This is a genomic window from Desulfobacterales bacterium (assembly GCA_030066985.1).
In the GTDB taxonomy this organism is placed as follows: Bacteria; Desulfobacterota; Desulfobacteria; order Desulfobacterales; family JAHEIW01; genus JAHEIW01.
This window is the reverse complement of sequence record JASJAN010000007.1, coordinates 96,194-123,128: the sequence shown is the minus strand read 5'-3', so window position 1 is coordinate 123,128 and position 26,935 is coordinate 96,194. Positions and strand designations below refer to the sequence as shown.

The 26,935-nt window shown below is 49.3% G+C and carries 23 protein-coding genes and 1 pseudogene; 7 read left to right on the top strand and 17 right to left on the bottom strand.

Going from position 1 to position 26,935, the window contains the following annotated elements; all coding sequences use genetic code 11:
* Positions 1-11: 11 nt before the first annotated feature.
* From QNJ26_05780 to QNJ26_05745, 8 genes are all read right to left on the bottom strand, one after another.
* Positions 12-1,340, bottom strand: coding sequence for an OFA family MFS transporter (locus tag QNJ26_05780; GenBank protein MDJ0985035.1), 1,329 nt, complete (start codon positions 1,338-1,340; stop codon positions 12-14).
* Positions 1,341-1,371: 31 nt separating this feature from the next.
* Complete coding sequence (locus QNJ26_05775) at positions 1,372-1,602, bottom strand: histidine kinase dimerization/phospho-acceptor domain-containing protein (protein ID MDJ0985034.1); 231 nt, start codon at positions 1,600-1,602, stop codon at positions 1,372-1,374.
* 336 nt (positions 1,603-1,938) lie between these two features.
* A complete protein-coding gene (locus tag QNJ26_05770) occupies positions 1,939-3,387 on the bottom strand; it encodes a sigma-54 dependent transcriptional regulator (GenBank protein ID MDJ0985033.1) in 1,449 nt (482 codons plus the stop codon).
* The gene (locus tag QNJ26_05765; GenBank protein ID MDJ0985032.1) at positions 3,380-4,918 is read right to left on the bottom strand and encodes a cache domain-containing protein; all 1,539 of its coding nucleotides are present in this window, start codon (positions 4,916-4,918) and stop codon (positions 3,380-3,382) included. The genes QNJ26_05770 and QNJ26_05765 overlap by 8 nt, the downstream gene beginning before the upstream one ends.
* A gap of 234 nt (positions 4,919-5,152) precedes the next feature.
* The gene (locus QNJ26_05760) at positions 5,153-6,085 is read right to left on the bottom strand and encodes a methylenetetrahydrofolate reductase (GenBank protein ID MDJ0985031.1); all 933 of its coding nucleotides are present in this window, start codon (positions 6,083-6,085) and stop codon (positions 5,153-5,155) included.
* On the bottom strand, positions 6,082-6,750 hold the full coding sequence (locus QNJ26_05755; GenBank protein MDJ0985030.1) for a methylenetetrahydrofolate reductase C-terminal domain-containing protein: 669 nt from the start codon (positions 6,748-6,750) through the stop codon (positions 6,082-6,084). Before QNJ26_05755 ends, QNJ26_05760 begins: the two co-directional genes overlap by 4 nt.
* Before the next feature lie 95 nt (positions 6,751-6,845).
* Positions 6,846-7,277, bottom strand: a complete 432-nt coding sequence (locus tag QNJ26_05750) for a hydrogenase iron-sulfur subunit (GenBank protein ID MDJ0985029.1) — start codon at positions 7,275-7,277, stop codon at positions 6,846-6,848.
* A 132-nt stretch (positions 7,278-7,409) separates the two neighbouring features.
* Positions 7,410-11,840 carry an NAD(P)-binding protein gene (locus QNJ26_05745; GenBank protein ID MDJ0985028.1) on the bottom strand — a complete coding sequence of 1,477 codons (4,431 nt, stop codon included), beginning with the start codon at positions 11,838-11,840 and terminating at the stop codon, positions 7,410-7,412.
* Between the two features lie 489 nt (positions 11,841-12,329).
* Here QNJ26_05745 and QNJ26_05740 point away from each other — a divergent pair, with 489 nt between their 5' ends.
* Genes QNJ26_05740 through QNJ26_05730 form a run of 3 tightly spaced genes read left to right on the top strand, consistent with a single transcriptional unit; the run spans position 12,330 to position 15,788 of the window.
* Positions 12,330-13,898 (top strand): ATP-binding protein, encoded by a 1,569-nt coding sequence (locus QNJ26_05740; GenBank protein MDJ0985027.1) that lies wholly within the window; start codon positions 12,330-12,332, stop codon positions 13,896-13,898.
* Positions 13,891-15,234, top strand: a complete 1,344-nt coding sequence (locus tag QNJ26_05735; GenBank protein MDJ0985026.1) for a sigma-54 dependent transcriptional regulator — start codon at positions 13,891-13,893, stop codon at positions 15,232-15,234. The genes QNJ26_05740 and QNJ26_05735 overlap by 8 nt, the downstream gene beginning before the upstream one ends.
* Positions 15,231-15,788, top strand: coding sequence for an archaemetzincin (locus QNJ26_05730; protein ID MDJ0985025.1), 558 nt, complete (start codon positions 15,231-15,233; stop codon positions 15,786-15,788). The genes QNJ26_05735 and QNJ26_05730 overlap by 4 nt, the downstream gene beginning before the upstream one ends.
* 42 nt (positions 15,789-15,830) lie before the next feature.
* Here the strand turns inward: QNJ26_05730 and QNJ26_05725 are convergent, their stop codons facing one another.
* Together QNJ26_05725 and QNJ26_05720 are read right to left on the bottom strand one after the other, a co-directional pair.
* Positions 15,831-16,757, bottom strand: coding sequence for a glycine cleavage system protein H (locus QNJ26_05725; GenBank protein MDJ0985024.1), 927 nt, complete (start codon positions 16,755-16,757; stop codon positions 15,831-15,833).
* 92 nt (positions 16,758-16,849) lie between these two features.
* A complete protein-coding gene (locus tag QNJ26_05720; protein MDJ0985023.1) occupies positions 16,850-17,848 on the bottom strand; it encodes a glycine cleavage system protein H in 999 nt (332 codons plus the stop codon).
* 528 nt (positions 17,849-18,376) lie between these two features.
* On the opposite strand from QNJ26_05720, the gene QNJ26_05715 reads away from it, so the two are divergent.
* Entirely contained in the window at positions 18,377-18,847 is a 471-nt protein-coding gene (locus QNJ26_05715; protein ID MDJ0985022.1) for a ferritin family protein, read from the top strand.
* A 183-nt stretch (positions 18,848-19,030) separates the two neighbouring features.
* Here QNJ26_05715 and QNJ26_05710 read toward each other — a convergent pair whose 3' ends face one another.
* The 3 genes from QNJ26_05710 to QNJ26_05700 form a co-directional block, all read right to left on the bottom strand.
* A complete protein-coding gene (locus QNJ26_05710; protein ID MDJ0985021.1) occupies positions 19,031-20,380 on the bottom strand; it encodes a glycosyltransferase family 4 protein in 1,350 nt (449 codons plus the stop codon).
* A gap of 444 nt (positions 20,381-20,824) precedes the next feature.
* A complete protein-coding gene (locus QNJ26_05705; GenBank protein ID MDJ0985020.1) occupies positions 20,825-21,385 on the bottom strand; it encodes a DNA-3-methyladenine glycosylase I in 561 nt (186 codons plus the stop codon).
* Positions 21,386-21,769: 384 nt separating this feature from the next.
* Positions 21,770-22,246, bottom strand: a complete 477-nt coding sequence (locus QNJ26_05700; protein MDJ0985019.1) for a PilZ domain-containing protein — start codon at positions 22,244-22,246, stop codon at positions 21,770-21,772.
* Positions 22,247-22,677: 431 nt separating this feature from the next.
* On the opposite strand from QNJ26_05700, the gene QNJ26_05695 reads away from it, so the two are divergent.
* The 3 genes from QNJ26_05695 to QNJ26_05685 all read left to right on the top strand — a co-directional run bounded on the left by QNJ26_05695 (position 22,678) and on the right by QNJ26_05685 (position 23,766).
* A complete protein-coding gene (locus QNJ26_05695; protein MDJ0985018.1) occupies positions 22,678-22,950 on the top strand; it encodes an HU family DNA-binding protein in 273 nt (90 codons plus the stop codon).
* Positions 22,951-23,240: 290 nt separating this feature from the next.
* On the top strand, positions 23,241-23,483 hold the full coding sequence (locus tag QNJ26_05690; GenBank protein ID MDJ0985017.1) for an ATP-dependent Clp protease adaptor ClpS: 243 nt from the start codon (positions 23,241-23,243) through the stop codon (positions 23,481-23,483).
* A gap of 16 nt (positions 23,484-23,499) precedes the next feature.
* Positions 23,500-23,766 carry a hypothetical protein gene (locus tag QNJ26_05685; protein ID MDJ0985016.1) on the top strand — a complete coding sequence of 89 codons (267 nt, stop codon included), beginning with the start codon at positions 23,500-23,502 and terminating at the stop codon, positions 23,764-23,766.
* A 212-nt stretch (positions 23,767-23,978) separates the two neighbouring features.
* Here the strand turns inward: QNJ26_05685 and QNJ26_05680 are convergent, their stop codons facing one another.
* The 4 genes and pseudogenes from QNJ26_05680 to QNJ26_05665 all read right to left on the bottom strand — a co-directional run bounded on the left by QNJ26_05680 (position 23,979) and on the right by QNJ26_05665 (position 26,841).
* A complete protein-coding gene (locus QNJ26_05680) occupies positions 23,979-24,422 on the bottom strand; it encodes a SoxR reducing system RseC family protein (protein ID MDJ0985015.1) in 444 nt (147 codons plus the stop codon).
* A gap of 313 nt (positions 24,423-24,735) precedes the next feature.
* A complete protein-coding gene (locus QNJ26_05675) occupies positions 24,736-26,628 on the bottom strand; it encodes an FAD-dependent oxidoreductase (GenBank protein MDJ0985014.1) in 1,893 nt (630 codons plus the stop codon).
* A 7-nt stretch (positions 26,629-26,635) separates the two neighbouring features.
* Positions 26,636-26,691, bottom strand: a pseudogene (locus QNJ26_05670) (hypothetical protein).
* Between the two features lie 12 nt (positions 26,692-26,703).
* Positions 26,704-26,841, bottom strand: coding sequence for a hypothetical protein (locus tag QNJ26_05665; protein ID MDJ0985013.1), 138 nt, complete (start codon positions 26,839-26,841; stop codon positions 26,704-26,706).
* Positions 26,842-26,935: the final 94 nt, after the last annotated feature.

Genomic DNA, 26,935 nt, shown 5'->3' with positions numbered 1-26,935 from the left:
ACAGACCAATTTTATTTATACCGCGATCCGATATAGACATCTGCAGGCTGCTTGCGAGCCAATACAAGTTTTGCCCTGAATCTTTCCAGCAAGGAAGCACCCTCGGGGATGCGATCGGGCGCATCCGTCATAAGTGCCGTCAGAGAGCTGGCCATCAGCAGGACCGCACACATAATGTAGGCGGCCTCCGGTGAGCCGGTTTGCGCCACGATCATCTGGGATACCCGGGGAAAGACAAAACCGCCGACTCCCCAGGCCGAGAAGACCAGCCCATAATTTATACCGAAATTTTTCAACCCATAATAATCCTTGGTTGCCGACGGAAACAGGGAAAGGTTGGTTCCGTAGTTGAATCCGATTAACGTAGCAGCAACCACAAGCAGCAGGGCCTGGGTCTCACCGATGAAAAGCAGTGAAAAAATCACCACGGCCTGAAAAATCATCATGATCAAAAGGGTCCATGTCCGGCCGATTTTGTCGGAAACAGCACCGGCGGCAATCCGCCCCCCGGCGTTGCCCACCGCCATCAGGGCAACAACGATCCAGGCCATATCCCCCATACTTTTCTTCGCCATCCCGGCCACGCCACCGATAATGATCAATGCGGCGCCGGCGCCCACGAAATACATGAACCATAATTTGTAAAACGAACCGGTTTGCAGCATCTGGCCGGGAGAGAAGTCTAACACTTTCGCTTTCGCAGTTGGCGATTTTCCGGACGCCGGTTGCGTCTCTTCAGGGATGTAGCCTGTCGGCGGATTCACCAGAAATTTTGCCAGAAAGCAGACAACACAGAGAAACGCTGCACCAAAAATAAGCATGGAGAGGCTCAGACCGTATTTTGCAATGAGATAGTTAGACAAAGGAGCGATATAAACGGAGGCCAAACCAAAACCGGCCACCACGGTCCCTGCGATCATACCCGTCTTGGATGCCGGAAACCATTTAATCGCCGGCGGTGTGGCCGATGCATACCCAAATCCAAGCCCCAGCCCGGTAAGGACGCCGAATCCCAGGATCCAGAAAAACAGAGAGTTTGACTGGGAGATTACGATCAATCCCACACCGGTGAGTATACCACCGATGACAGCGGTGATGCGCGGACTCAGTTTGTCCTGTATCCTTCCGGCAAAGACCATCGCGATGGTGAACATCAGGCAGCACACAGCGAACGGATCGTTGAGCGATGAGATGTCCCAGTTAAACCGGCCGTCCCCGGCAAGAATGGATTCCTTGATCGACTGCTTAAAAATACTCCAGGTGTACAGAATGCCCAGGGCAAGATTAATTCCCAACCCGGCCATGGTGACGCTCCAGCCTTTGTTCTTGATCTCGTTCATGAACCGCTCTCCCTTTTTGCAGATGTTGTTATTATTTAGATTGTGCTTGGGCAAAGATCTCTGAAGTCGATTGTATCGGCGACTCTGCTTGTCTGATAATGCCGGTCATCCTTTTGGTCTCCCGGATAATAATGTCTAAAAATTCCTGCCGCTTTTTGCTATTCAGGTCCGGATGGTCATAGAGGATCTCCGAAAGCGACCGCACGGAGGTTAGCGGAGTCCTCAAATCGTGAAAAACTTTAGAAAAGCCATTATTTGCCATGTGTGTCTCTCCTTTTCGTTTGACACTGCGCCGCCTTGCAGAGGCGATTCTATGATTTCGATTAATTGTTTACGTAGCCATCTATTATTGATGTATACCAACGCAAACAGCATGCCAGTAGAGGTTTTTCGATATAAGTATCCGAAATAGAACAAATTTATATCATTTTGATACCGCAGGAGAGAATTTATAGGGCTACAACTAAAGTTGTGAAATTATCGGGCAGAACTGGAGAACATGGCGCTAGGCGGTACGGTGAAAGGTTACAACCATGGTTGTGAAAACAACTTAAATTGTAGGGGTTGGTTTAGATGCCGGGAGGCGACTGTGCAGAAATTATTTTTCGCGATCCTTCTTCAACCGCTTACTCAGCGCCTGTTGAGAGATCCCCAGCATCCCTGCTGCGATCGACTGGTTTCCATTTGATCGTTGCAGGGCTTCCCGGACAAGGCGATCTGTTGCCTGTTTGATGGTGGGAAGATCGGGACCTGGGAATATAATGGATGCGGACTTTCTGGTTGCATCTGGCTGATGCTTGGCCTGACCGGGTTTTTCCGGCTGGCCTCTTTTGATATGCGAACGGAAGGCCTGCAGCGAAAGGATGCCGGATTTGTGTCGGCTGACCGCGTCGATGATCATGGATTTCAGTTCCCGGATGTTGCCCGGAAAGGAATAATTCTTTAATAAAGTAAGCAGTTCGGGTGAGGGCGTTGGTTTTTTCTTTTCTAGCGTTTGTGCAGCTTCCTCCAAAAAATGCTCCACTAACAGCGGGATGTCGTCCAGTCGCTCGCGCAAGGGGGGAATATATATGCGGTGGGTGCGAAGACGATAGTTAAGATCTTTGCGGAATTCGCCGGTTTCCAGGAGCCGGGAAAGATTCCGGTTGGTAGCGGCGACGATGCGGGCGTCCGACTTGCGCGGCTTGTCCCTGCCCAAAGGAAAATATTCCCCTTCCTGGAGCAGTCGCAGCAACTTCACCTGGGAGGCATGGTTCAAGTCTCCAATTTCGTCCAGAAAAAGGGTGCCGCCTGACGCCTGCTCGATCAACCCGTCTCGATTTCGGTTTGCACCGGTGTAAGCGCCTTTCACGTGACCGAAAAGCGTATCTGAAAATACATTATCATCTAGACCGGCCGCGTTGACAGCTACGAAATTGCCTTCTAGCCCGCTCAATCTGTGGAGGGTCCGGGCAATGAGTTCCTTGCCGACGCCGGTTTCACCCCGGATCAACACCGGCTGTGACGTCTGGGAGATGGACTCGATATACTGAAATATCAGCAGCATTTTTTGATTGTTAGTGACGATCTCGCCGAAGGCCTCGGGTTTCTCCAGCGTATCGGCAAGCATATGCTGCTTTAAGGCCAAATTCTCCCGTTTCAGGTCCTGGAAAGAGATCGCACGATTTACGGCGGTTAGAAGCTTTTCCGCCTCGACCGGCTTAACTACATAATCGAACGCGCCGGCCTTAATGCATTTTACTGCGGTCTCAACATCCACTGCCCCGGTAACAATGATGACCGGAATATGCGGATAGTCCCGATTAATGGCGTCCAGCAACCGTTCCCCGGTAATGTGTGGCATATTTAGATCCAGCAGCATCAGCTCAATGCGCCCATCGGAAATAAGGTCAAGTACGCGCCGGCTGTCTCCACAGGTGATCGTGTTGTTCATGCCGGCCATTCGCAAGGTGGTGTCGATCGCCAGAAGGATCGGCTCCTCGTCGTCGACAATCATAATCGGTCGCCGCGGGTGCAATGTTTCCGAATGTTTTGCCGAATCACTCATTGGTTTTTCCCACTTGTCGACTTGAATCGTCGGGTACCGGAAAATAGACTCGAACGGTTGTGCCCTTGCCCTGCTCGGAAATAAACGCTAACTGCCCTTCATGGTCGCGGACGATCCGATCCGAAATCGCAAGGCCCAGTCCTGTTCCACCGCCATCCCGTTTGGTCGTGTAAAATGGATCTTTAATGTGTTGCAGCGCCTCCGGCTGTACGCCGCTTCCTTCGTCTTCGACCTCTATGAACACACGGCCTTTGGCTGGATCTATGCCGGTGCGGACCCGAACGGCCCGTTCGCTGTCTACCAGGGCCTGGCAGGCATTCATTACCAGGTTGATGACGACCTGCTCGATCCGCTGGGCGTTGCCTTTGAAGACGGGCGGATTGGGTATGGTATCCACCGAAAAATCGTTTGTCGATTTCTTGATCAGGTTGGACACCAGCCCAACGGCCTTAACGACAATGTCGTTTACGTTGATGTCGTCTGAACGCTCGGCAGGGGTTTCCCGAGCAAAATCTTTTAGATCGGTGACGATATCACGGACCCGACGCGTGCCGTCCTCGATGTGTGACAAAAGCATCGGCATCCGCTCTCGAATTTCATTATAGGTCATGGCGCCTACTTTAAAGTCCCCATCTTTTCGCGAGCGCTCATCCAATATCGGCAAGACGCCATCCCACACTTTTCGCAACGTTTGGGTATTTAAAAGCGCAGAGGTAACAGGATTATTGATCTCATGGGCCACACCGGAAACCAGCGTGCCCAAAGAGACCATCTTCGATGCTCTAAACAGCTGTTCCTGACGAAGCCGGGCCTTTTCCTCTGCCTGCTTTTTCTCCTGTTCAACGATCATACCGCGGCGGACGATATAGACGGATAAGGCCACGATAATGGTCAGGATCCCGATGCTAATCAGGGTCAGCTTCCGGGTGATTGAAGCGATTTCAGCACGGACATCTTCGACATATATCCCTGTGCCGACAATCCAGCCCCAGGGTTCAAATCCCTTCACATAAGAGATCTTGGGGACAATGCGGCCGGGGTTATCCTTCCATTGCCACTCATAGTCCACGTAACCCTCGCTCTGGGCCCGGACGACCTTGACGAATTCCACAAACAGGCGCTTGCCGTTCGGGTCGGTGTAGCCGGAGATGTCCTTTCCTTCCAGGTCCGGCCGGTAGGGATGCATGACGATGCGGGGGTGCATGTCGTTGATCCAGAAATAGTCTTTTTGCTCCGGTCCGTATCTCAGGCGGCGAATATTTTCGATGGCCGAAGCCTGGGCCTGTTCGCGTGTGAGCAGTCCGTTTTCTTCTTTGCGGGCGTGAGCAGCGAGAATGCTCCACGTGGATTCGGTAAGTTCGCGGATCATCTCACGCTTCCCATCCACCAGCTTTTCTTTAATAAGGGGAAGCAGCAGAAAAAAAATCGTCATGCCAAAAAGGATCACGGTAAGCGCCGCCGGAAGAATGATTCTCACCGGGATTCTGTCCGGAAACAGACCATCTTTTCTCTGATACCTTCCTTTTTGCATGTCGGGATTGCCTTATCATATCTAATATCATTGTGCAAAATCGAAATCTCGACGCAAATGGATGGACAAGGCAGGTTGGTGAGGTTTAAAAGATGAAAATTGTTTCATATGCAAGGCCGAAAACTTTTCTGTCGATCATACAGCGACCCTGCCGGTTCATGTCGCGATGTGAACAGAAAACCCTGTCTTGATAAATCAAGACAGGGTTTAAATTTATCGATTTATGAATAGGCGTTACTTGCCGTTGGGTCGGGGATAAAGACCGGAACCTTCAACGATCTCGGGTACCTTTTCTTCCCACTCGATGGCCATGACATGGAAACCGGCTATGCCTTCACATTCTTTTAAGCGCTGGATGGACTCGATGCACATCTTGATGCCTTCATCAGCCTGTTTGCCTTTTTCAACCCCTTGCAGGCGCTTGATGACCTCTTCGGGCACATCCATCCCCGGCACGCGTTTTTGCATGTACTTGGCCATGCCCACCGATTTCATGGGGGTTAAGCCCGCCAGAATATAGCATTTTTCATGCAGGCCGCGATCGCGCACGCCTTTCATCCACTCTTCGAATTTTTCCAGGTTGTAAATGCACTGGGTCTGAATAAACTCGACGCCGGCGGCGATTTTTTTAGCCAGACGCGGCACCCGAATCTCAAACGGATCGGCAAACGGGTTGGCAGCCGCGCCCACAAACATCTGGGGTTTGCCGTCAAGCTCGTCACCACCCAAAAATTTGCCTTCGTCGCGCATATGGCGCACGGCCTGAATCAGCTGAATGGAGTCAATATCATGCACATTCTGGCCCTGGGCGCAATCACCAAAGCTTTGATGGTCGCCGGACAGGCACAGGATATTGTTGATTTCAAAAGAAGCAGCGCCGAGAATATCGCTTTGTAGCGCAATGCGGTTGCGATCGCGCGTGACCATCTGCAGCACCGGCTCCAGACCCATCAATTTAAGACGAATACAGGCAGCCAGGCTGCACAGACGCGTCATGGAGGTCTGGTTGTCGGTGATGTTGATGGCATCGACATGATCTTTGATCAACTCGCCTTTTTGAACAATGTGATCTATATTGCTGCCGCGGGGCGGCCCGCACTCCGAGGTAACGGCCAGATGCCCTTCTTTGAGAATTTTTTCCAGTTTGCTCGGTGTATTTGTTGTCATTGCTGCACATCCTTCCTTACGACTTTTCTGGGTCCCCCGGCTCTATCCGTCGACCAGTCCTTGATCGGACAGAGCTTTTCGTATTGATCAAGTTTATCCAGGGCCTGGAGGCGATCGACGATCAATTGCCAGGCACAGTCGACCTCGGCGTTAATCTCGCATTTGCCGGTGGTCGAGCCGCCGCAAGGGCCGTTCAACAGCCGTTTGGCACAACGCGCCACCGGGCAGATGCTACCGGTGGTGGCCAGGATACATTGCCCGCAGGCCTGGCAGCGCTCGGTCCACACACCACGCTCTTCGGTGGCACCCAAAAAGGTGGTGTTCACCCCCGGGTATACCATCGTGTTATGATACTGCTCGGCGGTAAATTGCACCCCGACACCACAGGCCATAGAGACCACGGCATCATACTTGTCGATCGAATCCCGGATTTCATCCAGATACTCACGATCACATTGCCGTTCGAGGGTAATTTCATCGATCTGGACCTCTTTGCCCTCCTTTTTGGCATTCATCCTTAAAGCCGAAGCCAAAACACCGACCTCTTTCTTGCCGCCGGCTTCGCAAACGGTGACACATTCATTGCAGCCCAGCACCAGGATGTTCTTGTGATCTTTGAGGCATTCGATGATTTCCTCAATTGGTTTTTTGTCCGCAACAATCATGGAATACAACCTCTCTCAAGTTATTTGGTTAAGCCGGTGGACCCGTTCGCCCGTAAGCCCGCCTCAGGCGGGATCAACCGACAATTTGGTTTGCTTCAGGCCGCCTTGCTTTTGGCATCCCGGATGGGATTGGGGCCTAACGCTTTTATTTTTTCAGTTACTTCGGTGGCATATTGCGCAAAGCGGGGGCCTTCACTGGATGACAGGTTATACATTTGAGCCCGCTCGCCGCCGATCCCGACCGTATCCAATATTTTCTGGGCCTGCTCCACCCGCCGCTTCGCCATCAGGTTACCGGCGTTAAAGTGGCACTCGCCCTCAAGACACCCGACCACCGCCACACCGTCGGCGCCTTTTTCAAAGGCCCGCATGATGTGAATCACATCGACTTTGCCGGTGCAGGGAACCCGCACAATTTTTACATTGGTCGGGTATTGCAGTCGCATCGAACCTGCCAGGTCCGCTGCTGTGTACCCTCAGAAATTGCAGCAAAAAGCAATAATAATGGGATCAAAATCTTTGCTCATGGTTTCCTCTCTGAAATTATGACAATTTTCAGCACGGAGCACACTGAGTTCACAGAGTTTTAAAATTATTTTTTTGTGTCTCTCTGTGTTCTCTGTGATCTCTGTGGTTAATTTAATTCCAAATTCCGCATTCTACAGCACGCCTTCCAACAGCGCATCCACCTTGCAGATAATCTGATCATCCTCGTACCAGTTGAGCTGGATAGCCTTGGCCGGGCACTCCGCCGTGCAAATACCGCAGCCATGACAGAGGGCTTCATCGATTTCACTGACACCGTCGGCATTGATCTTGGGCACATCGTACGGACAGGAGCGTACGCAGATCAGACAGGAGGCGCATTTTTCCGCCTCAACCTGGGCGGTGACCGCCGACAGGGTCAAATAGGCCTGACTCAGAAAGGTGACCGCCCGCGAAGCCGCGGCATAGGCCTGGGCAATGCTTTCTGAAATCAGCTTCGGGCTGTGGGCCGTGCCGCACACGAAAATGCCCTCGGTGCCCATATCCACCGGTCGTAATTTGACATGGGCTTCCATGAAAAAGTTTTCCGGTGTGCGCGCCAGTTTTACAATCGATGCCAGCTCCTCGGTATCTTCAGCTTCCACACCGGCGCTAAGGACCAGCAGATCGGTGCTGACGTTCAGCTTGCGATTGAGCACGTGGTCGGTAAAAGTGACCTCGATGCCGTCTTTGCCCTTCTCAGCCACTGGTGGATCTTCGGAATCGTACCGGAAAAAGAAGACCCCTTCGCGCCGGGCTTCGGTATAATAGTCTTCCAAAAGCCCATAGGTGCGGATATCGCGGTTCAACACATAAATCTGGGCATCCGGATATTTTTCCTTGAGATGCAGTGCGTTTTTAACGGCTGTCTGACAGCATACGCGGGAACAATTGGGGTTCTCATCATTACGGGATCCAATGCACTGAATCATGACCACTTGCTCGGGTGTTTCCAGTTCGCCTTTTTGCATCCGATCAGCCAACTCAAGCTGGGTCATCACCCGCGGGTCATCGCCGTACAGATATTCTTTGGGAGAATATTCGTGGGCCCCGGTGGCGACGATCACCACGCCGTGCTCAATTTTGCGCTGGATCATGTCCGGCGCCACCAGAATCTCGGTGGTAAAATTGCCTTTAAAGCCTGAAAAACCTACCACCAGCGAGTTGGCAATCACCTGAATCTTTTCATGCGCAGTCACCCTCGAAACCAGGTCAGAGACATATTCACCAATATTGGCGCCCTCAATGGTGGCGGTTAGACGATTGGCCAATCCACCCAGTTCGGCCTCTTTTTCAATTAAAGCGACTTCATATCCCTGATCGGCCAGACCCAGGGCGGCATTCATACCGGCCACGCCGCCTCCGATCACCAGGCCTTTTTGGATGACTGGGATCCTCTTTTCTTCCAACGGGTGCAGGGTGGTCGCCCGCGCCACCGACATGCGCACCAGATCGTTGGCTTTTTCAGAGGCGACTTCAGATGCTTCAGAGTGCACCCAGGAATCCTGGTTGCGAATATTGGCCATCTCAAACAGGTATTTGTTTAAGCCGCAGGATTCCATGGTATCCTGAAAAATGGGCTCATGGGTCTTGGGGCTGCAGGCCGCTACCACCACCCGGTTGAGCTTGTGCTCCTTGATGATCTCTTTCATCTCATCCTGTGAATCCTGGGAGCAGGTAAACAGGTTTTCCTGGGCATGGACCACATTGGGCAAGGTTTTGGCATACTCGGTAACGCCTTTAACGTCTACGACGCTGGAGATATTAACACCGCAGTTGCAGACAAATACCCCCACCCGGGCATCCTGATCGGTAACGTCAATTTCTTCCGGAATTTCCACACTGCGGGTCAGGGTGTTGCGGGCCGTATTGAGACTGGCACCGGCGGCACAAGCAGCCGCACTGGCTTCGGTCACTGAGCTGGGAATGTCTTTGGGTTCCTGAAACACACCACAGGCGTAAACACCCGGACGCGAGGTCTGGACGGGGGTAAACGGATGGGTTACCGCAAAGCGGGCGTCATCGAGTTCAACCCCCAGACGCTCGGCCAATTCAACGGTTGATTGCGGCACCTGCAGGCCCACCGACAACACCACCATATCAAATTCTTCGATCTGCAATTGACCGGCATCATCCATATAGCGGATGCTAAGATTGCCGGTGTCTGCGATTTCATCGATGGAATGGATTCGTGATTTGACAAACCGGATACCGGCATCTTTGGCGCGATTGTAATATTTCTCATAGTCTTTGCCAAAGGTCCGGATGTCCATATTGAACACGACACAATCCAGCTCTTCTTCGGCGTGCTCTTTGGCGATCATGGAATCTTTGATGGCATACATGCAGCACACCGATGAGCAATAGCTGTTGCCGCACTGGTTGTTGTCTCTCGAGCCCACACACTGCAGCCACGCAATCTTTTTGGGATCCTTGCCGTCCGAGGGCCGCTGCAGGTGGCCCATGGTCGGCCCCGAGGCCGACAGGATGCGTTCAAATTCCAGACTGGTCATGACATTGGGGCTGGTTTTGTAATGATAGACATTTTCTAGATGGGAGGGGTCATAGGGTTCACAACCGGCCGTCAGAATGACCGAGCCGACTTCAATTTCTTTGAACTCAGCCTGCTGGCTGTGATCAACGGCATTGGCCAGACAGGCCTCCACGCATTGATAGCACTCACAGCAATACCCGCAGTTAAGACAGCGGGCCGCTTCGGCGCGACCTTCTTCTTCGCCATACCCCAGTTCGACTTCATCGAAGTTGCCCTGACGCTTGCTGACAGCCAGCTCGGGCATCTTGGCCCGTTCGACGATGGGTTCGTCTTCGGGTATCGGTCGATAAACCGGGTTCTCGTTGACCACCGGCTCGCGGCCTTCGGCCATATCATGCCCTTCGATATACCTTAGAATGGATTCGGCGGCTTCCTTACCGGCGCCAATGGCACCGATGGCCACCCAGGGACCGGTCTGCAGATCACCGCCGGCAAATACCCCGTCGCGCTCGGTGGCATAGGTGACCGAATTGACTTCAGTCGTCCCCCAGCGGGTGTAGGTCAGCCCGGTAATATCTTCCAAGGCGGACAAATCCGGCCGTTGCCCGATGGCGGGTATCAGCTGATCGATTTCGATTTCATATTCGCTTCCGGGAATGGGAATCGGTCGCTTGCGCCCGGAAGAGTCGGGCTCACTGAGCTCCATGCGGATACAGCGCAGACCCACCACCTGACCGTCGCGGGTTAACACCTCCTGGGGTGCCGATAGATAGGTAATTTCAACACCTTCATCTTCTGCCGCCTGGATTTCTTCTTCCCAGGCCGGCATTTCGTTGCGGGTGCGCCGATAAACGATGTTGACCTTTTCAGCACCCAGCCGCACGGCTGAGCGGGCGACATCAATAGCCACGTTTCCGCCGCCGATGATAGCCACCTTTTTGCCGGTATCGGTCTTGCCGGTCAGATTCACTTCTCTTAGAAAGTCAACGCCCTGGCGCACACCATTGGTCTTTTCCCCGGGGATACCCAGTTCAATCCCCTTATGAGCGCCGATGGCCAGATAAACCGCTTTATAGCCGTCTTCTAGCAGACCATCGATGGTAACGTCACTTCCCAGGGCTGTGCTGGTTTTGATCTCCACGCCCAGGTTGGTAATGATTTCAATTTCCTGATCTAAAACTTCACGGGGCAGACGGTGGGCCGGAATACCAACCCGGAGCATCCCGCCCGCTTGCGGTAGGGATTCAAATATGGTCGCTAAAACGCCCTTTTTGACCAGATGATAAGCGCACGAAAGCCCTGCGGGGCCGGAACCGATAATGGCCACTTTTTCTTTTTTGGGCGGGGCACATTTAATTTCCACCTGGCGGGCGTCAAATTTATCGGCTGCCAAACGCTTTAAATCCCGAATGGCCACCGACGATTCCACCTCGCAACGGCGGCAGGCGTCCTCGCATCCGTGGGGGCAGATGCGACCCAGCACACCGGGCAGCGGCAGGTCTTCCATAATGATTTCCAGGGCTTCTTTATATTTGCCCTCTTTGACCATCTGCACATAGCCCTGCACATTAAGTCCGCCCGGACAGGCCAGGCGACAGGGGGCCGTATCGGCCTTATCAATGGCATAAGCGCCGGGAATCGCCTGAGCATATTGCTTAAAGGTGGCTTTTTTGGTGCACAGACCTTCGTCATAATCGCTCGGAAGATCCACGGGGCAGACCGTGGTGCATTCACCACAGCTGGTACACTTATCCAGATCAATGTAGCGGGGATTTTGACGCACGCGGGCTTTAAAATTCCCGGGTTCGCCTTCAAGTTCTAAGAGTTCACTGTTGGTTAAAAGCTCGATGTTGAGATGCCGGCCGACCTCGACCAGTTTGGGTGAGATAATTCACATCGCACAGTCATTGGTGGGAAACGTCTTGTCAAGCTGTGACATCAACCCGCCAATGGCAGATGAACGTTCAACCAAATGAACCAGATAGCCGGAATTGGCCAGATCCAGTGAAGCCTGCATCCCGGCGATGCCGCCACCGACAACCATTACAGATCCTTGGACTTTGTCCGTCATGCTGTCTTACTCCTTACGCAGAATTTGATTTAGATTTACGATCTGATAGAGATAATCCGCATTCGCAATCAATGTTCATGAACCCCAATTCAGCAACAACATTCCGCTTGGAGGCGGGGGAAAACGGTGCTGCTTGAAAACCTGATATTGCCCAATAGGCGAATTCCTATTGGAATGCTTATCTTTACCGTAACCCGTGCGCCTGCGGGCTTTTTCGGGCAGCGTCGCCCTTTAGGCCCAAGTGGCGCGAAGAGGCGAATTTACTTGTTTTTATTTAATTTGTCAACCGATATTTGCACCAAAAACCGTCTCTGAAACGCTGCTGGCAAAATCATTCCCGACGTCCTTGAACGTCAAAAATGCGCTTGAAACCGAAAGTAGTGCGTGATACGTTTCTGCCCTCATGTTAGCGGGCGAGCAGCGTCAACGACAGGCTTCATAACACACCTGATTATTAGCGCTTATTGTCCATACAGGGGGTCCGTTTAAATGCAGCAACAACCTTCAATCATCAGTATCGGTTTGGTCGGCGGCGGCGACCTGTGCAAGGAAATTCTTGAAAAAACAACCGCCGTCTACGAACAGGCCGAAATGGTGGCCCCTATATTGGCGGTGGCCGATCCGGATCCGGAGAGTCCCGGCCGTAAGCTCGCCAGCCAATTGGGACTGCTGACCTTTGACGACTACAAACAGCTTTATGATCGGCGCTACAGCATCCATCTGATCATCATCCTGACCCCGGAAACCGACATTTTCGAAAATATTTTGGCTACCCGACCATCCCGCATACGGATTTTGTCCTATCATGTGTTCCGCATGTTTTGGAAGGCCATCGGTAAAGAGGAGCAAAAGCTGCGCGAGCGAACCGAGGAAATGGAAACCATCCTCAACGGTATCGATGATTTTATTCTGGTCATTACCCCTGAGATGGAAATATTAGAAGCCAATGAATCGTTTTTTGACAAAATGAACTATACCCCCGCTGATGTCATTGGTAAAAAATGCCACCAAGTATATCATAAAATCGATCATCCCTGTAATGATGGCCGCACGGATTGCCCCTTGCAGGGTGTGGTGCGCAACAAACGCCATGTTCGTCAAATCCAGACCCGCGTCATGCCCGATGGTCAAAATCGATATTATGAAGTCAACATTTATCCCATCTGGGAAAAAGACGGTAAAGTTTCCAAATTTATTCACATCAGCCGGGATATTACGCAACACCGCAAAGAAGAGGAAGAAATCACCCGTCGTCTGGAACAAATGGTTGATGATCGCACCCGGCAACTTAAAGAAACACACAAAAAATTGCTCCACCAGGATAAAATGGCGTCTTTGGGCAAACTTTCGGCTTCCGTGGTCCATGAAATCAACAACCCCATCGCCGGAATTCTCAATTTGATCATGCTGATGAAACGGATGGTTGAGGAAGATACCATCGGCGCGGAACAGATCGAGCGGTTTAACCAGTATCTGACCCTGATGGAAACCGAAACACGACGCACCAGCCGTATTGTGTCCAACCTTTTGGCCTTCTCACGCCAGTCTAAAATGGAGCTCAAAAGTGTTAGCCTCAATCGTCTGATCGAACAGACGCTTTTCCTAAACGCCAACCTGCTAAAAATCAGTGGCGTTAAGGTGGAAACCAAGCTTGACCCAGACTTGCCGGATCTCATCGGCTCTGAGGACCAACTTCAGCAGGTGTTCATGAACCTGGTGTCTAATGCCGCCGAAGCCATGGAATCCAAAGGAGGTGGCCGATTGCACATTGAAACCCGGCATTCGCTGCGCGACGACAAATTGGTAGTTGATGTTAAAGACACCGGTGTCGGTATTCCGGACAAAAATATGTCAAAACTGTTTGAACCCTTTTTTACGACCAAAAAAAAAGGCAAGGGTGTGGGGCTGGGCCTGTCGGTCGCCTATGGCATTATACAGGAGCACGGCGGTTCCATTTATGTGGAATCGAATACCGACGAGGGTACCCATTTTAACGTAAAGTTGCCATTAAAACCGGCTACAGAGAAACTTGATTCCCAGGGAGGTTTCAGTGAGTAGCATTAAGATCCTGATTGTCGATGACGAGCTCATCATGCGTGAATCTCTGGCTGGCTGGCTGGAACGCGACGGCCATGTCGTCCAGACCGCTGCCAGCGGCGAAGAAGCCCTCGAGAAAATAAATGAGACCCATTTTAACATTCTGCTAGTGGATATCAAAATGGAGGGCATCAGCGGTCTGGATGTGCTGCGTAAGGTCAAAGAAAGCGACCCGGATGCCGAAGTGGTCATGATCACAGCGTATGGCTCCATTCCCTCGGCAATCGAGGCCATGAAAGACGGCGCCTTTGACTATATGCTCAAGCCGTTTGATCCCAACGAACTGGGTGTACTGATTGAAAAGATCATCCAGCACCAGGAACAGGCGCGTGAAAACATTTACTTAAAAGAGCAATATAAAGATCGGACCCGTTTTGAAAGCATGATCGGCCAATCCAAACCGATGCAGGAGATTTTTGATCTCATTTGCGATGTGGCCCCCATGGATTCAACCGTCCTGATTACGGGTGAAACCGGCACTGGTAAAGGGCTGGCGGCCAAGGCCATTCACACCAACAGCTCACGCCGCAACGGCCCGTTTGTAACGGTCAATTGCGGTGCCATCCCAGAGCATCTGATGGAAAGCGAGCTGTTTGGGCATCAAAAAGGCGCTTTCACCGATGCCAAAGAGACCAAAAAAGGCCGACTGGAATTGGCTCACGGCGGCACTCTGTTCTTAGACGAAATCGGTGAAATCAGTATGCGAATGCAAATCGATCTTTTGCGGGTACTGGAAGATCGGGTATTTTATCGGGTGGGAGGCACCCAGCCCATTGAGGCTGATTTCAGGGTGATTGCCGCTACAAATCGAGATCTGGAAGCGGCCATCAAATCAGGGGATTTTCGGGAGGATTTGTTTTACCGCTTAAATGTCATCTCGTTTAAAATGCCATCTTTAAGTCAACGCAAAGAAGACATTCCGCTTCTGGCGGAGCATTTTCTGTATCGCTTTTCCCAGGAAACCAATAAGCCCATCGATAACATCAGCCGCGAAGCCATGGATGAAATGATGATTTATGATTGGCCGGGAAATATTCGAGAACTGGAGAATGCCATTGAACGCGCCGTCGTGGTTGGCCGGCAGCGCGAAATTTTGCCCGAAAATTTACCCATTTTCTGCCATGAACCGGCACCGGTAATAAAAGCGCACTCACTCAAGGATATTGAAAAAAATCACATCGAACGCGTGCTCACCGAAAATCAATGGAACATCGCCCGAAGTGCCAAAATCCTGGGGATCGACCGCTCCACGCTCTACAGCAAAATCAAACGGTATAATATTGAAAAGATAACTTGACGCCGCTATCCCCAAATACAATCGTCATTTCACCCATCGGAGATTTTTCACCCGAGTTGTTGGATCGCATCAGTGCCGAAATCCAGCGCATCTATGCCTTCTCAACAGACGTCCGGTCTCTGTTGACGGATATCGAATTTGCCTATCATCCGAATCGCAAGCAGTATCATTCCACCCCGATCATAGAAGAACTGGCCCGCAATACCCCGCAAGGCGCCATCAAAGTACTGGCGCTGGTTCAGGTGGATCTCTTTATCCCGATTCTAACCCACGTCTATGGTGAGGCCCAACTGGGCGGTAAAGCCTGCGTGGTGTCCACCATGCGTCTCAATGACGGGCACCGCTCCCTCAACACGCGAGAACCGTATTTGAGCCGCATTCTCAAAGAGGCCATTCACGAACTGGGTCATACGTTCAAATTGCGCCACTGTCGGGAGCATACCTGCTTGATGCATTACTGCCGCAATGAGGGCGATGTCGACCGTAAGTCAGACCAGCTGTGTCGCTATTGCAAGGTCTTGCTCGAGGACGATATAAAAAGGCTGGTGAAATAAATTTCACCAGCCTCAATAGCAAAGGGTGTAGCGCTACAGCTTTTAAGATCTTAAAAACAAGCGGGTCAAATTTTGCCAACCCAACTCCGGCAGATGACCCAAGATATTATCACCCAGGTAACCGCCGTCTGTGGCCAACGGGCCGGTGGTTTCCTCAATGACTTCGTATAGACGGTTGACTTCTTCATCAATATATTGGCTGGCCTGATTACCGATCATCAAATTCTTGAGATCCTGCCGCAGGTTGGCACAGTGTAGTCGCAAAATCCAACTCTCGCTGTAAGGATCTTCAGTGCCCCGGCTGCCGCGTTCTCGCAGGGCCGGGTTGATATCGGTGACCACCCCGCTGACCGGTGAAAGCAGCTTGGCGTCATTTCCTTCGCGCTGCAAAGAAATGTCCCCTCGACCCTGTTCCAGCTGTTTGCCCATCAAAGGGGCTTCAATTCGATCCAGCGGTCCCAGCAGGCGCAGGGCAAAGTCGTCCAGCCCAACACGCACCGTCGCGCCTTCCTCGATTTTTACCCAGGTGTGCCCCGGATGCAGGTAAAATCCATGTGGAAGCTTAAATCCCTTGATGTCTAAGACATCCACCGGCTGAACCACGGCGTGAACGGCAAACTGATCATTGAAATATTGATCGAACTCGCAGTTGCCGCACTGATAATCATGGGTGCACGCCCGAAATTCAATATGGCCGATCATGTGGTGCAGACAGGGTTGTTTCCAGGCGGGCAGCTCCCGTAATTTATCCTTCCAGAAAACAATCCGGCCGCGTTTGCCTTTCGGAATCTTGCCTTTTTCCCTGAGCTGCTGGTTTTCGGCAGCCGTGCGGCGCATGGCCCGGTCATAAGCACAGGCGGCACACTGATATTCAATGTGGCAAAACTTATGGGGTACCACCCCCGCCTGCATCCAGATACAGGGGGCATGGCTTGCTGACTGTATCGCTTCCATTCGGGTGGAGACCATGATCATTCTCCTTGCCATAAACAGGCAGTTATTGGTTATTCGGGTTGACGCGATTGACGGTCTATCATTTACCAATAACAGATAACGAATAACTAAGTGCGTAAGAATTTATTTGTCAAATTCTTCCAGCCCAGATCCGGCAGGTTACCGTAAATATCATCCGCCAGATAACCGCCGTCGGCCGCCAGAGGACCCGCCACCTCTTCAATCATGCCTTCCAATTCACTCACTTCGGTGTTCATCCAGCTCAGGCTGTCCTGGTCGACCATCAATTTTTTCATGGTGCCCTTGACATCCGGTGTACGAACCATAAAAAGCCATCCATCACCATAAGGCTCATGATTGGCCAGTTTGGGATTTTCCCTGACCTTTGAATTGACCTCCATGATGACCCCATCGACTGGAGAAAGTACGTCTGCCAAGTTATCCTTGCGCTTTAACCCCCAGCCCACTTTACTCTGGTCCAATTCTTTGCCGATCAACGGCAGATCAAGCGCATCTGCTTGCCCGAGCATCTTGAGGGCAAAATCATCCAGACCCACGCGGATATAGCCGCCGCTTTCAATACGGGCCCATGCATGTCCATTGTGGAAATAATACCCCACGGGGACATCAAAACCTTTTATCTGTTGCACCTCGCCGGGGATCGCTGTGGCTTTGGTGGTCCAGATATCTTCAAAGTATTGGTCAAAGTCACATTTGGCGCATTCATAGTCGTAGGCGCACATTCGCTTTTCAATGCGATTGGTAAGACTGTGACGACACACCCGATCCAGGTCCGGTCGTCTTTTCATGGCATCCTGCCAGCTGATTTGCTTGCCCTTGGCAACTTTGCTGTCCATGGCATGATCGTATTTACAACTGGTACAATCATAATAATTGTCACAGTTTTTGAATTTTACGACACCGGCTTGCATCCATAGACAAGGATTTGCAGCCTTGGCTTTTTTGTCTGGTTTGACTAGCCATACCTGGCCGCCGAGAACAGATTCAACTCCCTTCTGCTCATTTCCGCTGCCCGCTTGCGCTTTTTGGTAAGTCGATCCGAATCCCACTTGACTTCTCTGCGTTTTTTTCTTTTTTTCAGCCATTTCCTCGCTCCTTTGCTAGATATTTTTTCAATGTTGATAGCCTATAGAGCAATCCATGTGCCAATACCCACAACATACACGGATAAAATTGATAATCAATTGAAATTAATATATATTTTGAGATATCAGAATTGTCGTCAATCCGATCAACTGCATCGAGTTGGCGTTGGATTTTACCACAGTTTTATTTATCGACTGCCTTTATTGTCAAGGCGGTATGAAAAATATATATTATTTTCAAATAGTTAAAATTGTGTTGGATTTCCCACCAGTGCTTTTGTGTTTTCCAACACTGCTTATAGCGCTGCCGCGCGGTTTACTACAGATATGAGTCCACCCATTAAAGTTGAAATCTTATCAGAATCCTGCTATTAGCCGCAGGGTTGTTTTGAAAAGACGATTCCCATTTTAATTTTGGGGTGAAACTCAAAAAATCGTCATTATATTAGAGTCAATTTTACAAATGCATGGTTATAGATTTGGTGTTTTAAGAATAACTTTAGGTTGCGTTAGCGAAAGGAGATCATAATGGAATTTGAGAATTTGGAAGCGATCGTTGATTTTGCCATTCAAAAGGAGCGGGAAGCGGCAGAATTTTATCAAAAAATAAGTGATGATGAGGAAGATTTCTCGGGATCAAAACAGATGTTTGCCGAATTTGCCGCCGAAGAACAAAAACATGAAAAAATATTACAGGAGTTTAAAACCGAAGGCATATCTAAAAGTTTGCAGGAGTATCAATTAAAATGGATTACCGATATTAAGCGCAGCAATTACCTGGTGGATTTAGATTATGAAAAAGGTATGCCTTACAACGAAATCCTTTTGCTGGCGATGAAAAGGGAAGAAAAAGCCCTGAAATTGTACAATGATTTCCTGGCACAGGCCGATACGGAAGAAAGCAAAAAACTGTTTAAAATTCTTTGCCAGGAAGAAGCCAAACACAAGCTGGCACTGGAAACCATGTACGATGACTATATGGCCGCAATGGGCGACTAGCATTTGTTGCGGATGGTGGGTTTATAATGATGAATTTATAGAAATTAGCTTCAACAACCATTCCTTTTTCAATTGTTGATGCAGCAATTTTAAAAGAACGCCTGAGGAAACTTGAGCCTCGGGCGTTTTTGTTGGCTTAAAAACAGCCTGGCGCACATCCGTTAGCCAAGATCTGCACCGGCTTTACATCCGGCCCAACAGTTGCGGACAAGCAGTGCAGTCTGCAATAAGGTTCCCCAGTTTTTTCCCCAAAACTTTATAGGAGTAATACTGTTTGGCCGTTTCATAATTGTGAGTCACCATTTTTTTACGCAGTTCAGGATTGGTTAACACTTTCTTGGTTTTACGCACCGCTTCGTCGGTGACGTAGCCATCTATTTCGATAACCGAAAAGCCTTTGGGTTTGATATCGATTGTGTAAATCGAATACGTGTTGACAACAATCGGGCGGCAAAAATAAACGGCTTCAAGAAATGCATTGCCAAAGCCTTCAAAATTGGACGGATAGGTCACCAGATTGGAATGGGGATAGATATCCTGCAGGGTATAAATCTTGCGACCGTTTTTGGTTTTACCTCTTTGCTCATTGATGATGTTGGCCACAAAATAAGTGTCCACTTTTAGCAATTTAGAATATTCTCTGACGCGGCGTTCATAATCATAGCCTTCATCGCCTGACGCATGTGAAATTACCAGTTTGGCCTTCATACCCAGGCGGTGAACCAGCTCGATCGCGTGCTCGATGCCTTTGCGTTTAACAACCCGTGTGGGCTGCAGGATCAGCAGCTCATCATCGGCAACCCCCAGGCTCTGTCGAACATCTGCTGTATACCCATTGCTTTTGGCAGTATTGTCATTGTTATCCAATGCACATGATTCAAAATTACCGGAATTCGGTGGCGGATTGTCAAAATCCATCACATTTGGGATTATGGTCGCTGAAATACCGGTTCGCAAACTCAATTGATTATCGGCTGATGAGTTGATCACCACATGCTGGATTGAAGGCAAATGCGGTGGAAATGCCATATTCAGATATTCCCAACATGCATTTGTCATGAAATGCTGTCTCTCCCAGAAAAAATCATGGTGATGCGCAATCGTGGGGATGCCGGTCTCAGAGATGACTTCAGTCAATGCGATTCCCAGTGGAATATTCATCGGAATGGTTAAGGCATTTTCGGGAACCAGCATATCAAGTTCAAATTTCTCAATGAACTTGTAAAGGTGATCCTTGAGATGCTGCTTGATTTCATAGATTTTGCGGGTCACGAAACGACCGCGCACACTAGCACCGAAACAATTGCGATATACATCTTTGATGTCCGGATGCTTGAAATGAGCTTCTTTGACAAGATAAGAAACCTCGGGTGGCCGGTCAATTTCGCCGGCAAAATAAAAGCAGGTAAATCCAACTTTTTCGAATACGCTGGCCCATTTTGCGGTCTCCAACGAAACACCGTCTGTCCCTGCAAAACGGGTGGAGATAAAACCAACGTTATGATGCCTGCCGCACGCTGAACAGTATGCCATAATGCCCACCTTATTTAGCAGTTGTGAAAGTATCCATCAAAAGCACAAACCAAACAACAACCGACCATCAAAATATTAATTGATCCTGAAGATAATTTTTAAGCTATCGTCGTGCCTTGATCAAGCTGGACAACACTTATCTATAAAGAAATCGGCAGATAAGCCGATATAACCAATAGAGCAACGACAGCGAGAAACGGATCCGGTTTGAAAGGTGCTCTATGGTTAACTATGCGATCAAGAATGAAAATGGTCTGAATGTTGATGAAAGTATACTGGAGAACTACTACGGCATTTTGTGGAGATCGGTACTGAATCGTCTCAATCATAAGCATGATGGATATTTAATGACCATTCATGACCGTGACTTTAGGCTCCATGTGTATCGCATTCTGACCGCGTAATTTTTTCAAATATCGTGAATGGTGGTTTGCTCAATCCTCCTTAACACTCATGGTATCTAAAGCATCCAACCAGATGATCATTAACCATACCGGCTGCCTGCATAAACGCATAACAGATAGTGGGCCCCACAAATTTAAATCCTCTTATTTTTAAATCTTTGCTCATCGATACGGATTCTTCGGTCCAGGCGGGAATTTGGTCCAGCGTCTTCCAGGTGTTTCTAATGGTTTTACCGCCTGTGAATTGCCAGATATAATCATTGAAACTGCCAAATTCATCCTGGATCATCAGAAACGACTTTGCATTTTGAACCGCCGCTTCAATTTTGAGCTTATTTCGAATAATTCCCTTATTGGAAAGCAATTGTTTGACTTTACGCGTATTGTAGGTGGCTATTTTGCGAGCATCGAAATGATCAAAGGCCTTCCGATAGTTGGCTCGCTTTTTTAGAATCGTAATCCAGCTTAGCCCAGCCTGAAAGCCATCCAATAAAAGGAACTCAAACAATTGACGGTCATTGTGCAGCGGAACACCCCATTCACTATCATGGTACTTTACGTAGATGGGGTCGTTACCGGCCCATGGGCATCTCTTTTTCATAGGGAAAAATTCCTGCAGGAAAGTAACACCATCTGAAATGGGTACATCGATTCTTTTGAGCAGGCATTCGGATTTGTCAGAACTGCATCACCTGAATCTTGCATGTAATTCCGTACAAGATTCTTTTAAACTAGATCTTGCATGAAAATTAAAGCGATAAAATGGATTTCTTCCTAAGCATCTTGATAGCTGATATAGCCTACGAATCTATTTTGTCGGATACGATGTTGTTAAGATAAGTTCAAATGTATTGTTGGAAGCTATCTCAAAAATAGTAGATTACGCTCAAGGGCAAGGCGAAAACCGATTCAAAAGTGGAGTCCGCCTCCGGCGGATTAGATGCATTTTTGAGATAGCTTCTAATTTTCATGCAAGATTCAGTTATTAGCTGAAAAGGTAGAACCCCAAAGCCTTATCAACGGTTTCAAAAGGCGCAAATTCGGCGCCGATATGCTGGTCGCGCTGATTTCTGATAATGACGGTCTTTTTGATCAATGTGCGCTGGACGTCGTCTAGATGAAATTCAATTTTCATCTGATCACCGAGGGCAAAGTTTTGTTTTACGTTCAATTTAATTTTCACCCCGGATGTAGAGATATCTTCAATGGTCATCAGTCCGCGGTTCTGGGGCTGGCCGTCGATAAAATGGATGTAGGTCCCCGGCAGGTTAGTCTCCTTGCGATACTGCTTTCTTTTTTCCAAGATGGCTTTGTATGCATTCCCGCACGGACATTTGACATTTACCTTGACCATCTTATCAAGGGTCGCATATTTGGAAACGTCTACGGTTCTCGTCCGTGTGCATTGCGGACAGGAAAACGTTGCCATCTGTTTGCTGGTTACATAAACTTTCTGGTTCATTATAAATCGACCTGATAAACCGCAGAATACCAAAGCTAGCATTCTGTAGCACTGAAATTATAGACCCTATAGAAAATGAATCCAACGATCGTCAGAAAAAACCTGGTGAGAAGGCAACTATAAAACACCAAGTTTATTCATTTTTATCACAGAATCTTTTGTTTTTAAAGCGTTATTTGAGCAATTCGATATCTGGCCAGACCCTTATGAGGGCAGGTTTTTACAGCATCGATAAGGTTTGCAAAAGTTCGAATTTTCATTTTTCGAATTTTAAGAACTGCTAAACTTAGAGTCCATGCGCATTTAAAATGATTTCTTCCTGTGAAACCAATAAAAATAGGGTTTTATTTATTGACTTTCGAACTATTTTGCTGTAGACTTTTTCAAAAAACGCAATGAAAAATACCCAAAACAAAAAGAAGGAGGCTTAAATGACAAAGGCAGAATTGATTGACAAAATGGCAAAGGACGCTAAGGTATCAAAGGTTGCCGCCGGCAAGGTGCTTGATTCTTTCATGGCCAATGTGACCAAAGCATTGAAGAAAAAGAACGGAAAAGTGACCCTAGTTGGTTTTGGAACTTTTCAGAAAACACGTCAGAAAGCTCGCAAAGGCCGCAACCCGCAGACGGGTGCTCCGATTAAAATCAAGGCCAAAAACGTCGTCAAATTCAAAGCCGGCAAAGGTTTAAAGGCTGCCATCTAACTCGATTGTTACTCTTAAAGGCAGCTTATCAGCATCCCCTGTGCTGATAAGCTGCCTTTTTTATTTTATGGCCTCTTTTGGGCAGTTGTCCTACAATATCGGCAATCCAATCCGTCCAACCGATAGGCGCCCTGTTCGGTTTTTATATTGCGCGGCTTGATTTCTTTTGGCCAGCCCTTACGTTTTACTGATAATACAGAGAGCGGAGGGCCATCATTGTGAGTTCCAAGCAGCCTGATTATCAGCACGATATTCTAGAAGAGATCGATGAAAAAACAACCGAACCGCCGATGTACAAGGTACTGCTTCACAATGATGATTACACAACAAAAGCCTTCGTTGTAGAGATATTGATTGTAGTCTTTAACAAGTCCATCGACGAGGCAACCCGTCTAATGTGGCAGGTGCACCGCAGCGGTGTTGGCGTATGCGGGGTCTATCCTTACGAATTGGCAGAAACCAAAATAAATCTTGTAACCAAAATCGCCCAGGAAAACGGTTTCCCCCTCAAGACGAGCATGGAACAGGAATAAACCGAAGGATACGATAATGCAGCAGTTGAATGAAAAGGATATTTTGACTAAAGTTACCAGATATAATTTGATCCGCAACGAGAGATTAATTTATATCGACGTGCACGAAACAAAGGCCGGAAACTTGGCCGGAAAATTTGTGGCCGTTCCAAACCTCGTCAATATTGTTGCCCGGCAGGAATTTCAGGGCACCGGTGAAACGGAGGAGGATGCGTTGGAAAATTGCCTCCAAAAAATAAAGAAATTTGAAATCGAAGAACTGTTCCCTCAGAAAGAAGAATAACGCCGTCCCGACACACTTTAATCACACCCGCGTGCCTTCCTATTGCATTTGGATCGTTCATGAATCATCAACAAGTTGAAAATAAGATGGATGCCCCGTGGTAGCACTCTTGATCACTTACGCCGAATTTGCTGCTAGCCTGGGGAGCCGGTACTGTTCCAAGCAACGATGGTCAGATGACTAGATTGCAGGTAAGTTCTGAATTGAACCAGCTAGGGTTTATGGTTTTGTAAAATTTTTGTAATTTTCGGCTGGTATGCATTCTTGGCAGCCATTTTGTTGGCCCTCGTTTTCATAATCAACAGCGCGGCAAAAAAACCGGAAAACCCGATCAAAACAGATACGGCTGATGGATTAGCGCTGATAAGAGGAGCCAGCATCTGCCCAACGAGGGCGCCGGCAACCAAGACAATGATGGGGAACACATAGATTAAAAAGGTGGCTTTTAACAATGATTTGGTTTCAAAACTTAAGACAATTCGATCCCCTGCCCTGGCCCCGGCAAGGTTCAATGCTTTGACTTCCACTTCCTGACTGTTGCTGAGGGTATTACACGAATTTCTTGCCGTGCATCCCTGGCAGGCACTGCTGCGTGTCGTTTTGACCCAGGCAGCTTCAGAATTGGTTCGAAGGACAACGCCGTGTTCAGTAGCCATTGATGACCTCGCTCACCGATCGTATCCTAAAATTATAGAAGTCGATTGTTATATTTTGGTGGTGTTGCGATCTTGAAGCAACTCAATATTTAAGGTGTCAGTGTTCAGGTGGCAGCAATTCGGTCCGAAGGGCCTTGCATTCTTCCTTGGGATCTGAGGCCTTGAATGGTTACAATACAATTTAAGGTTTCGATGTGAAGCACGCTGGCCTGACACCTGAAACCTGCCACCTGACACCTTCTGTTATACTTTATAAATAGCTTACAGCACGCTATACAAGTACCTGAATTATACACGCATCGAGTAAAGGACTTTACCCAGAAGCTTCGGTTGGTTCCTCCTTTTCGTCAACCGACGCCTTTTGGGTATGCTCGTAGCAAATCAACCCGCACTGTAGACATCGATCCGCTTCTTCTTTGGCCATCGCAGCGGAAAAACCGCGTTCAACCTCGCCGCATACCGCCAGTTCTTTGCCACTGCATATGGGCATTATCTGGCGCCGGCTGGCTTGAACATTTTCAACATGATATACATTTTGCAGGGTTGATTGCGGTGTGATCACATGCTCCGTTAGACCGGGAGATAGTCCATGCATGATCTGATGAATGGATGCAGCTGCCCGGCGCCCCCCACCGATGGCTTTGATAGCTGCGCTGTAATCCGCCAGCACATCACCATCTGCGAATAGGCCGACCTCATCTTTGAAGGCAGGTTGTTTGTAAGGTGGGGTACCTTCCCAAAGCAAAGACGCATTTGGTGGTGATTCGACCGCTTCAGCTTCTTCAGCTTCGGCACCTTCCGGTTGTTGAGGACGGGTAAACACCATTTCTGGAAATCGGCCAGTGGCCAGTATCAGTGTCTGAGCCGGCAGGCGCGTTAATTTTGAGGTAGCGACTTCAATATATTCTAACTGCTCGAGCTGATCCGCCTGGCCTATCAGGCGGTTAATTGCTGCATCGCAGACAATATTCAGATCGGTCATACCCCGTTTTTCTAATTCCGCATCAGATACAGGACTGTTTTCCCAGCTCTCGCGAAACAAGACGGTGACGGTTGTAGCGCCCCTTTCTTTGCAAGCTTTGGCGGCATCAAGCGCCAGTTTGCCGCCACCGGCAATGACAATTTCAGAGCCAATCGATAAATCCTCTGCCGGTTGCGCTCCGAATCGCATCAGATCTACCAGCATATAAGTTCCGGGAATCGGTGATTCAATCTGATCTTTTGCCCCACGTGACAGGCGGCTATCCCAGCCACCGGAAGCTAAAAATACAGCATCAAATTCTTCTTGCAGCAATGAATTAATCGAAAAATCACGACCAAGAACCTTTTCAGTTTCGATGGTTACGCCCATTTCAACGATGCCCGCAATATCCCAGTCCAATATCTCCTCGGGCAGCCGGTCCTTCGAAATGGCGCTTCTGAGCAGCCCGCCCAGTTTTTCGGTGGCTTCATATACGGTTGCGGCATGTCCCAGACGCGCTATAAAAAACGCCACAGATAAACCTTGTACACCGCCGCCAACAATCGCGATTTTGCGGCCGGTATCTGGCGCCTTATAAGGTAAGACACGTTTGCCGCTATCTTTTTCAAAATCGGCGGCGTAACGCTTCAGATAATTGATGGCCACCGGCTCATCGATATAATTGCGCCGGCACTCAAGTTCACAGGGACGCGGACAAATCCGGCCAATCACAGCAGGAAAAGGATTGCGTTCCTTGATGACCTGAACAGCACGATGATGGTTTCCCTGCGATATTTGGTGAATGTACTCCCGTATGTTGATACCGGCCGGACATCCCCGCTGACAGGGTGTCGTGCATTCATCGGTGGTGTACTCGCGGATAATCCTTCGCGTAACCGAAGATAGATTAATAATGTGCTTCGGGCACACCCGTTCGCAGGTGCCGCAACCCGTGCATCTTTGCTCGACGACAACAGGCAGACCTTTGGGGCCCATTCCGATAGCATTGAATGGACAGGCCCTGGCACAAGTTCCCAGTCCCAAGCAACCAATGGTACATACTTTCATCCCGCCGCCCAGCAGGGCCACCGCCCGGCAATCATCTAAACCGTTATACACATATTTGGTATCCGCATCCGAAACCCCGAAAAAGCATCCCGGCAAGGCGATATCCGGTTCGACCGCTTCGATCTTAACTCCCATAATGCCGGCAATGGCTTCGGCTACCTCTTCACCGGCAGCCACGCATGAATTTGGAGCGGCTATCCCGGCAACAATGGCTTCGGCATTGGCGCTGCAACCCGGCAGCCCGCAACCACCTCAGTTCGCGCCGGGCAATTCTTCTTCGATCGCCAATATTTTGGGATCAACATACACATAGAAAACTTTGGATGCGATGGCCAAAATGATGCTGATGGCCAATCCCATGCCGCCCATTAAAATGATTGCGTCAGTCATTGGACTCCCTCGGCTAAATATTAAGGGTGATCTGAAATGAGATAAGTAACCTAAGATAGATTGAGTGAATCATATAACACAGAATTCACCGGAT

Excerpts from the sequence above, each read along its gene's own strand:
- QNJ26_05780 (MDJ0985035.1), bottom strand. The coding sequence starts at position 1,340 with ATGAACGAGATCAAGAACAAAGGCTGGAGCGTCACCATGGCCGGGTTG.
- QNJ26_05775 (MDJ0985034.1), bottom strand. The coding sequence starts at position 1,602 with ATGGCAAATAATGGCTTTTCTAAAGTTTTTCACGATTTGAGGACTCCG.
- QNJ26_05770 (MDJ0985033.1), bottom strand. The coding sequence starts at position 3,387 with ATGAGTGATTCGGCAAAACATTCGGAAACATTGCACCCGCGGCGACCG.
- QNJ26_05765 (MDJ0985032.1), bottom strand. The coding sequence starts at position 4,918 with ATGCAAAAAGGAAGGTATCAGAGAAAAGATGGTCTGTTTCCGGACAGA.
- QNJ26_05760 (MDJ0985031.1), bottom strand. The coding sequence starts at position 6,085 with ATGACAACAAATACACCGAGCAAACTGGAAAAAATTCTCAAAGAAGGG.
- QNJ26_05755 (MDJ0985030.1), bottom strand. The coding sequence starts at position 6,750 with ATGATTGTTGCGGACAAAAAACCAATTGAGGAAATCATCGAATGCCTC.
- QNJ26_05740 (MDJ0985027.1), top strand. The coding sequence starts at position 12,330 with ATGCAGCAACAACCTTCAATCATCAGTATCGGTTTGGTCGGCGGCGGC.
- QNJ26_05725 (MDJ0985024.1), bottom strand. The coding sequence starts at position 16,757 with ATGGTCTCCACCCGAATGGAAGCGATACAGTCAGCAAGCCATGCCCCC.
- QNJ26_05720 (MDJ0985023.1), bottom strand. The coding sequence starts at position 17,848 with ATGGCTGAAAAAAAGAAAAAAACGCAGAGAAGTCAAGTGGGATTCGGA.
- QNJ26_05715 (MDJ0985022.1), top strand. The coding sequence starts at position 18,377 with ATGGAATTTGAGAATTTGGAAGCGATCGTTGATTTTGCCATTCAAAAG.
- QNJ26_05710 (MDJ0985021.1), bottom strand. The coding sequence starts at position 20,380 with ATGGCATACTGTTCAGCGTGCGGCAGGCATCATAACGTTGGTTTTATC.
- QNJ26_05705 (MDJ0985020.1), bottom strand. The coding sequence starts at position 21,385 with ATGAAAAAGAGATGCCCATGGGCCGGTAACGACCCCATCTACGTAAAG.
- QNJ26_05700 (MDJ0985019.1), bottom strand. The coding sequence starts at position 22,246 with ATGAACCAGAAAGTTTATGTAACCAGCAAACAGATGGCAACGTTTTCC.
- QNJ26_05695 (MDJ0985018.1), top strand. The coding sequence starts at position 22,678 with ATGACAAAGGCAGAATTGATTGACAAAATGGCAAAGGACGCTAAGGTA.
- QNJ26_05690 (MDJ0985017.1), top strand. The coding sequence starts at position 23,241 with ATGTACAAGGTACTGCTTCACAATGATGATTACACAACAAAAGCCTTC.
- QNJ26_05685 (MDJ0985016.1), top strand. The coding sequence starts at position 23,500 with ATGCAGCAGTTGAATGAAAAGGATATTTTGACTAAAGTTACCAGATAT.
- QNJ26_05680 (MDJ0985015.1), bottom strand. The coding sequence starts at position 24,422 with ATGGCTACTGAACACGGCGTTGTCCTTCGAACCAATTCTGAAGCTGCC.
- QNJ26_05665 (MDJ0985013.1), bottom strand. The coding sequence starts at position 26,841 with ATGACTGACGCAATCATTTTAATGGGCGGCATGGGATTGGCCATCAGC.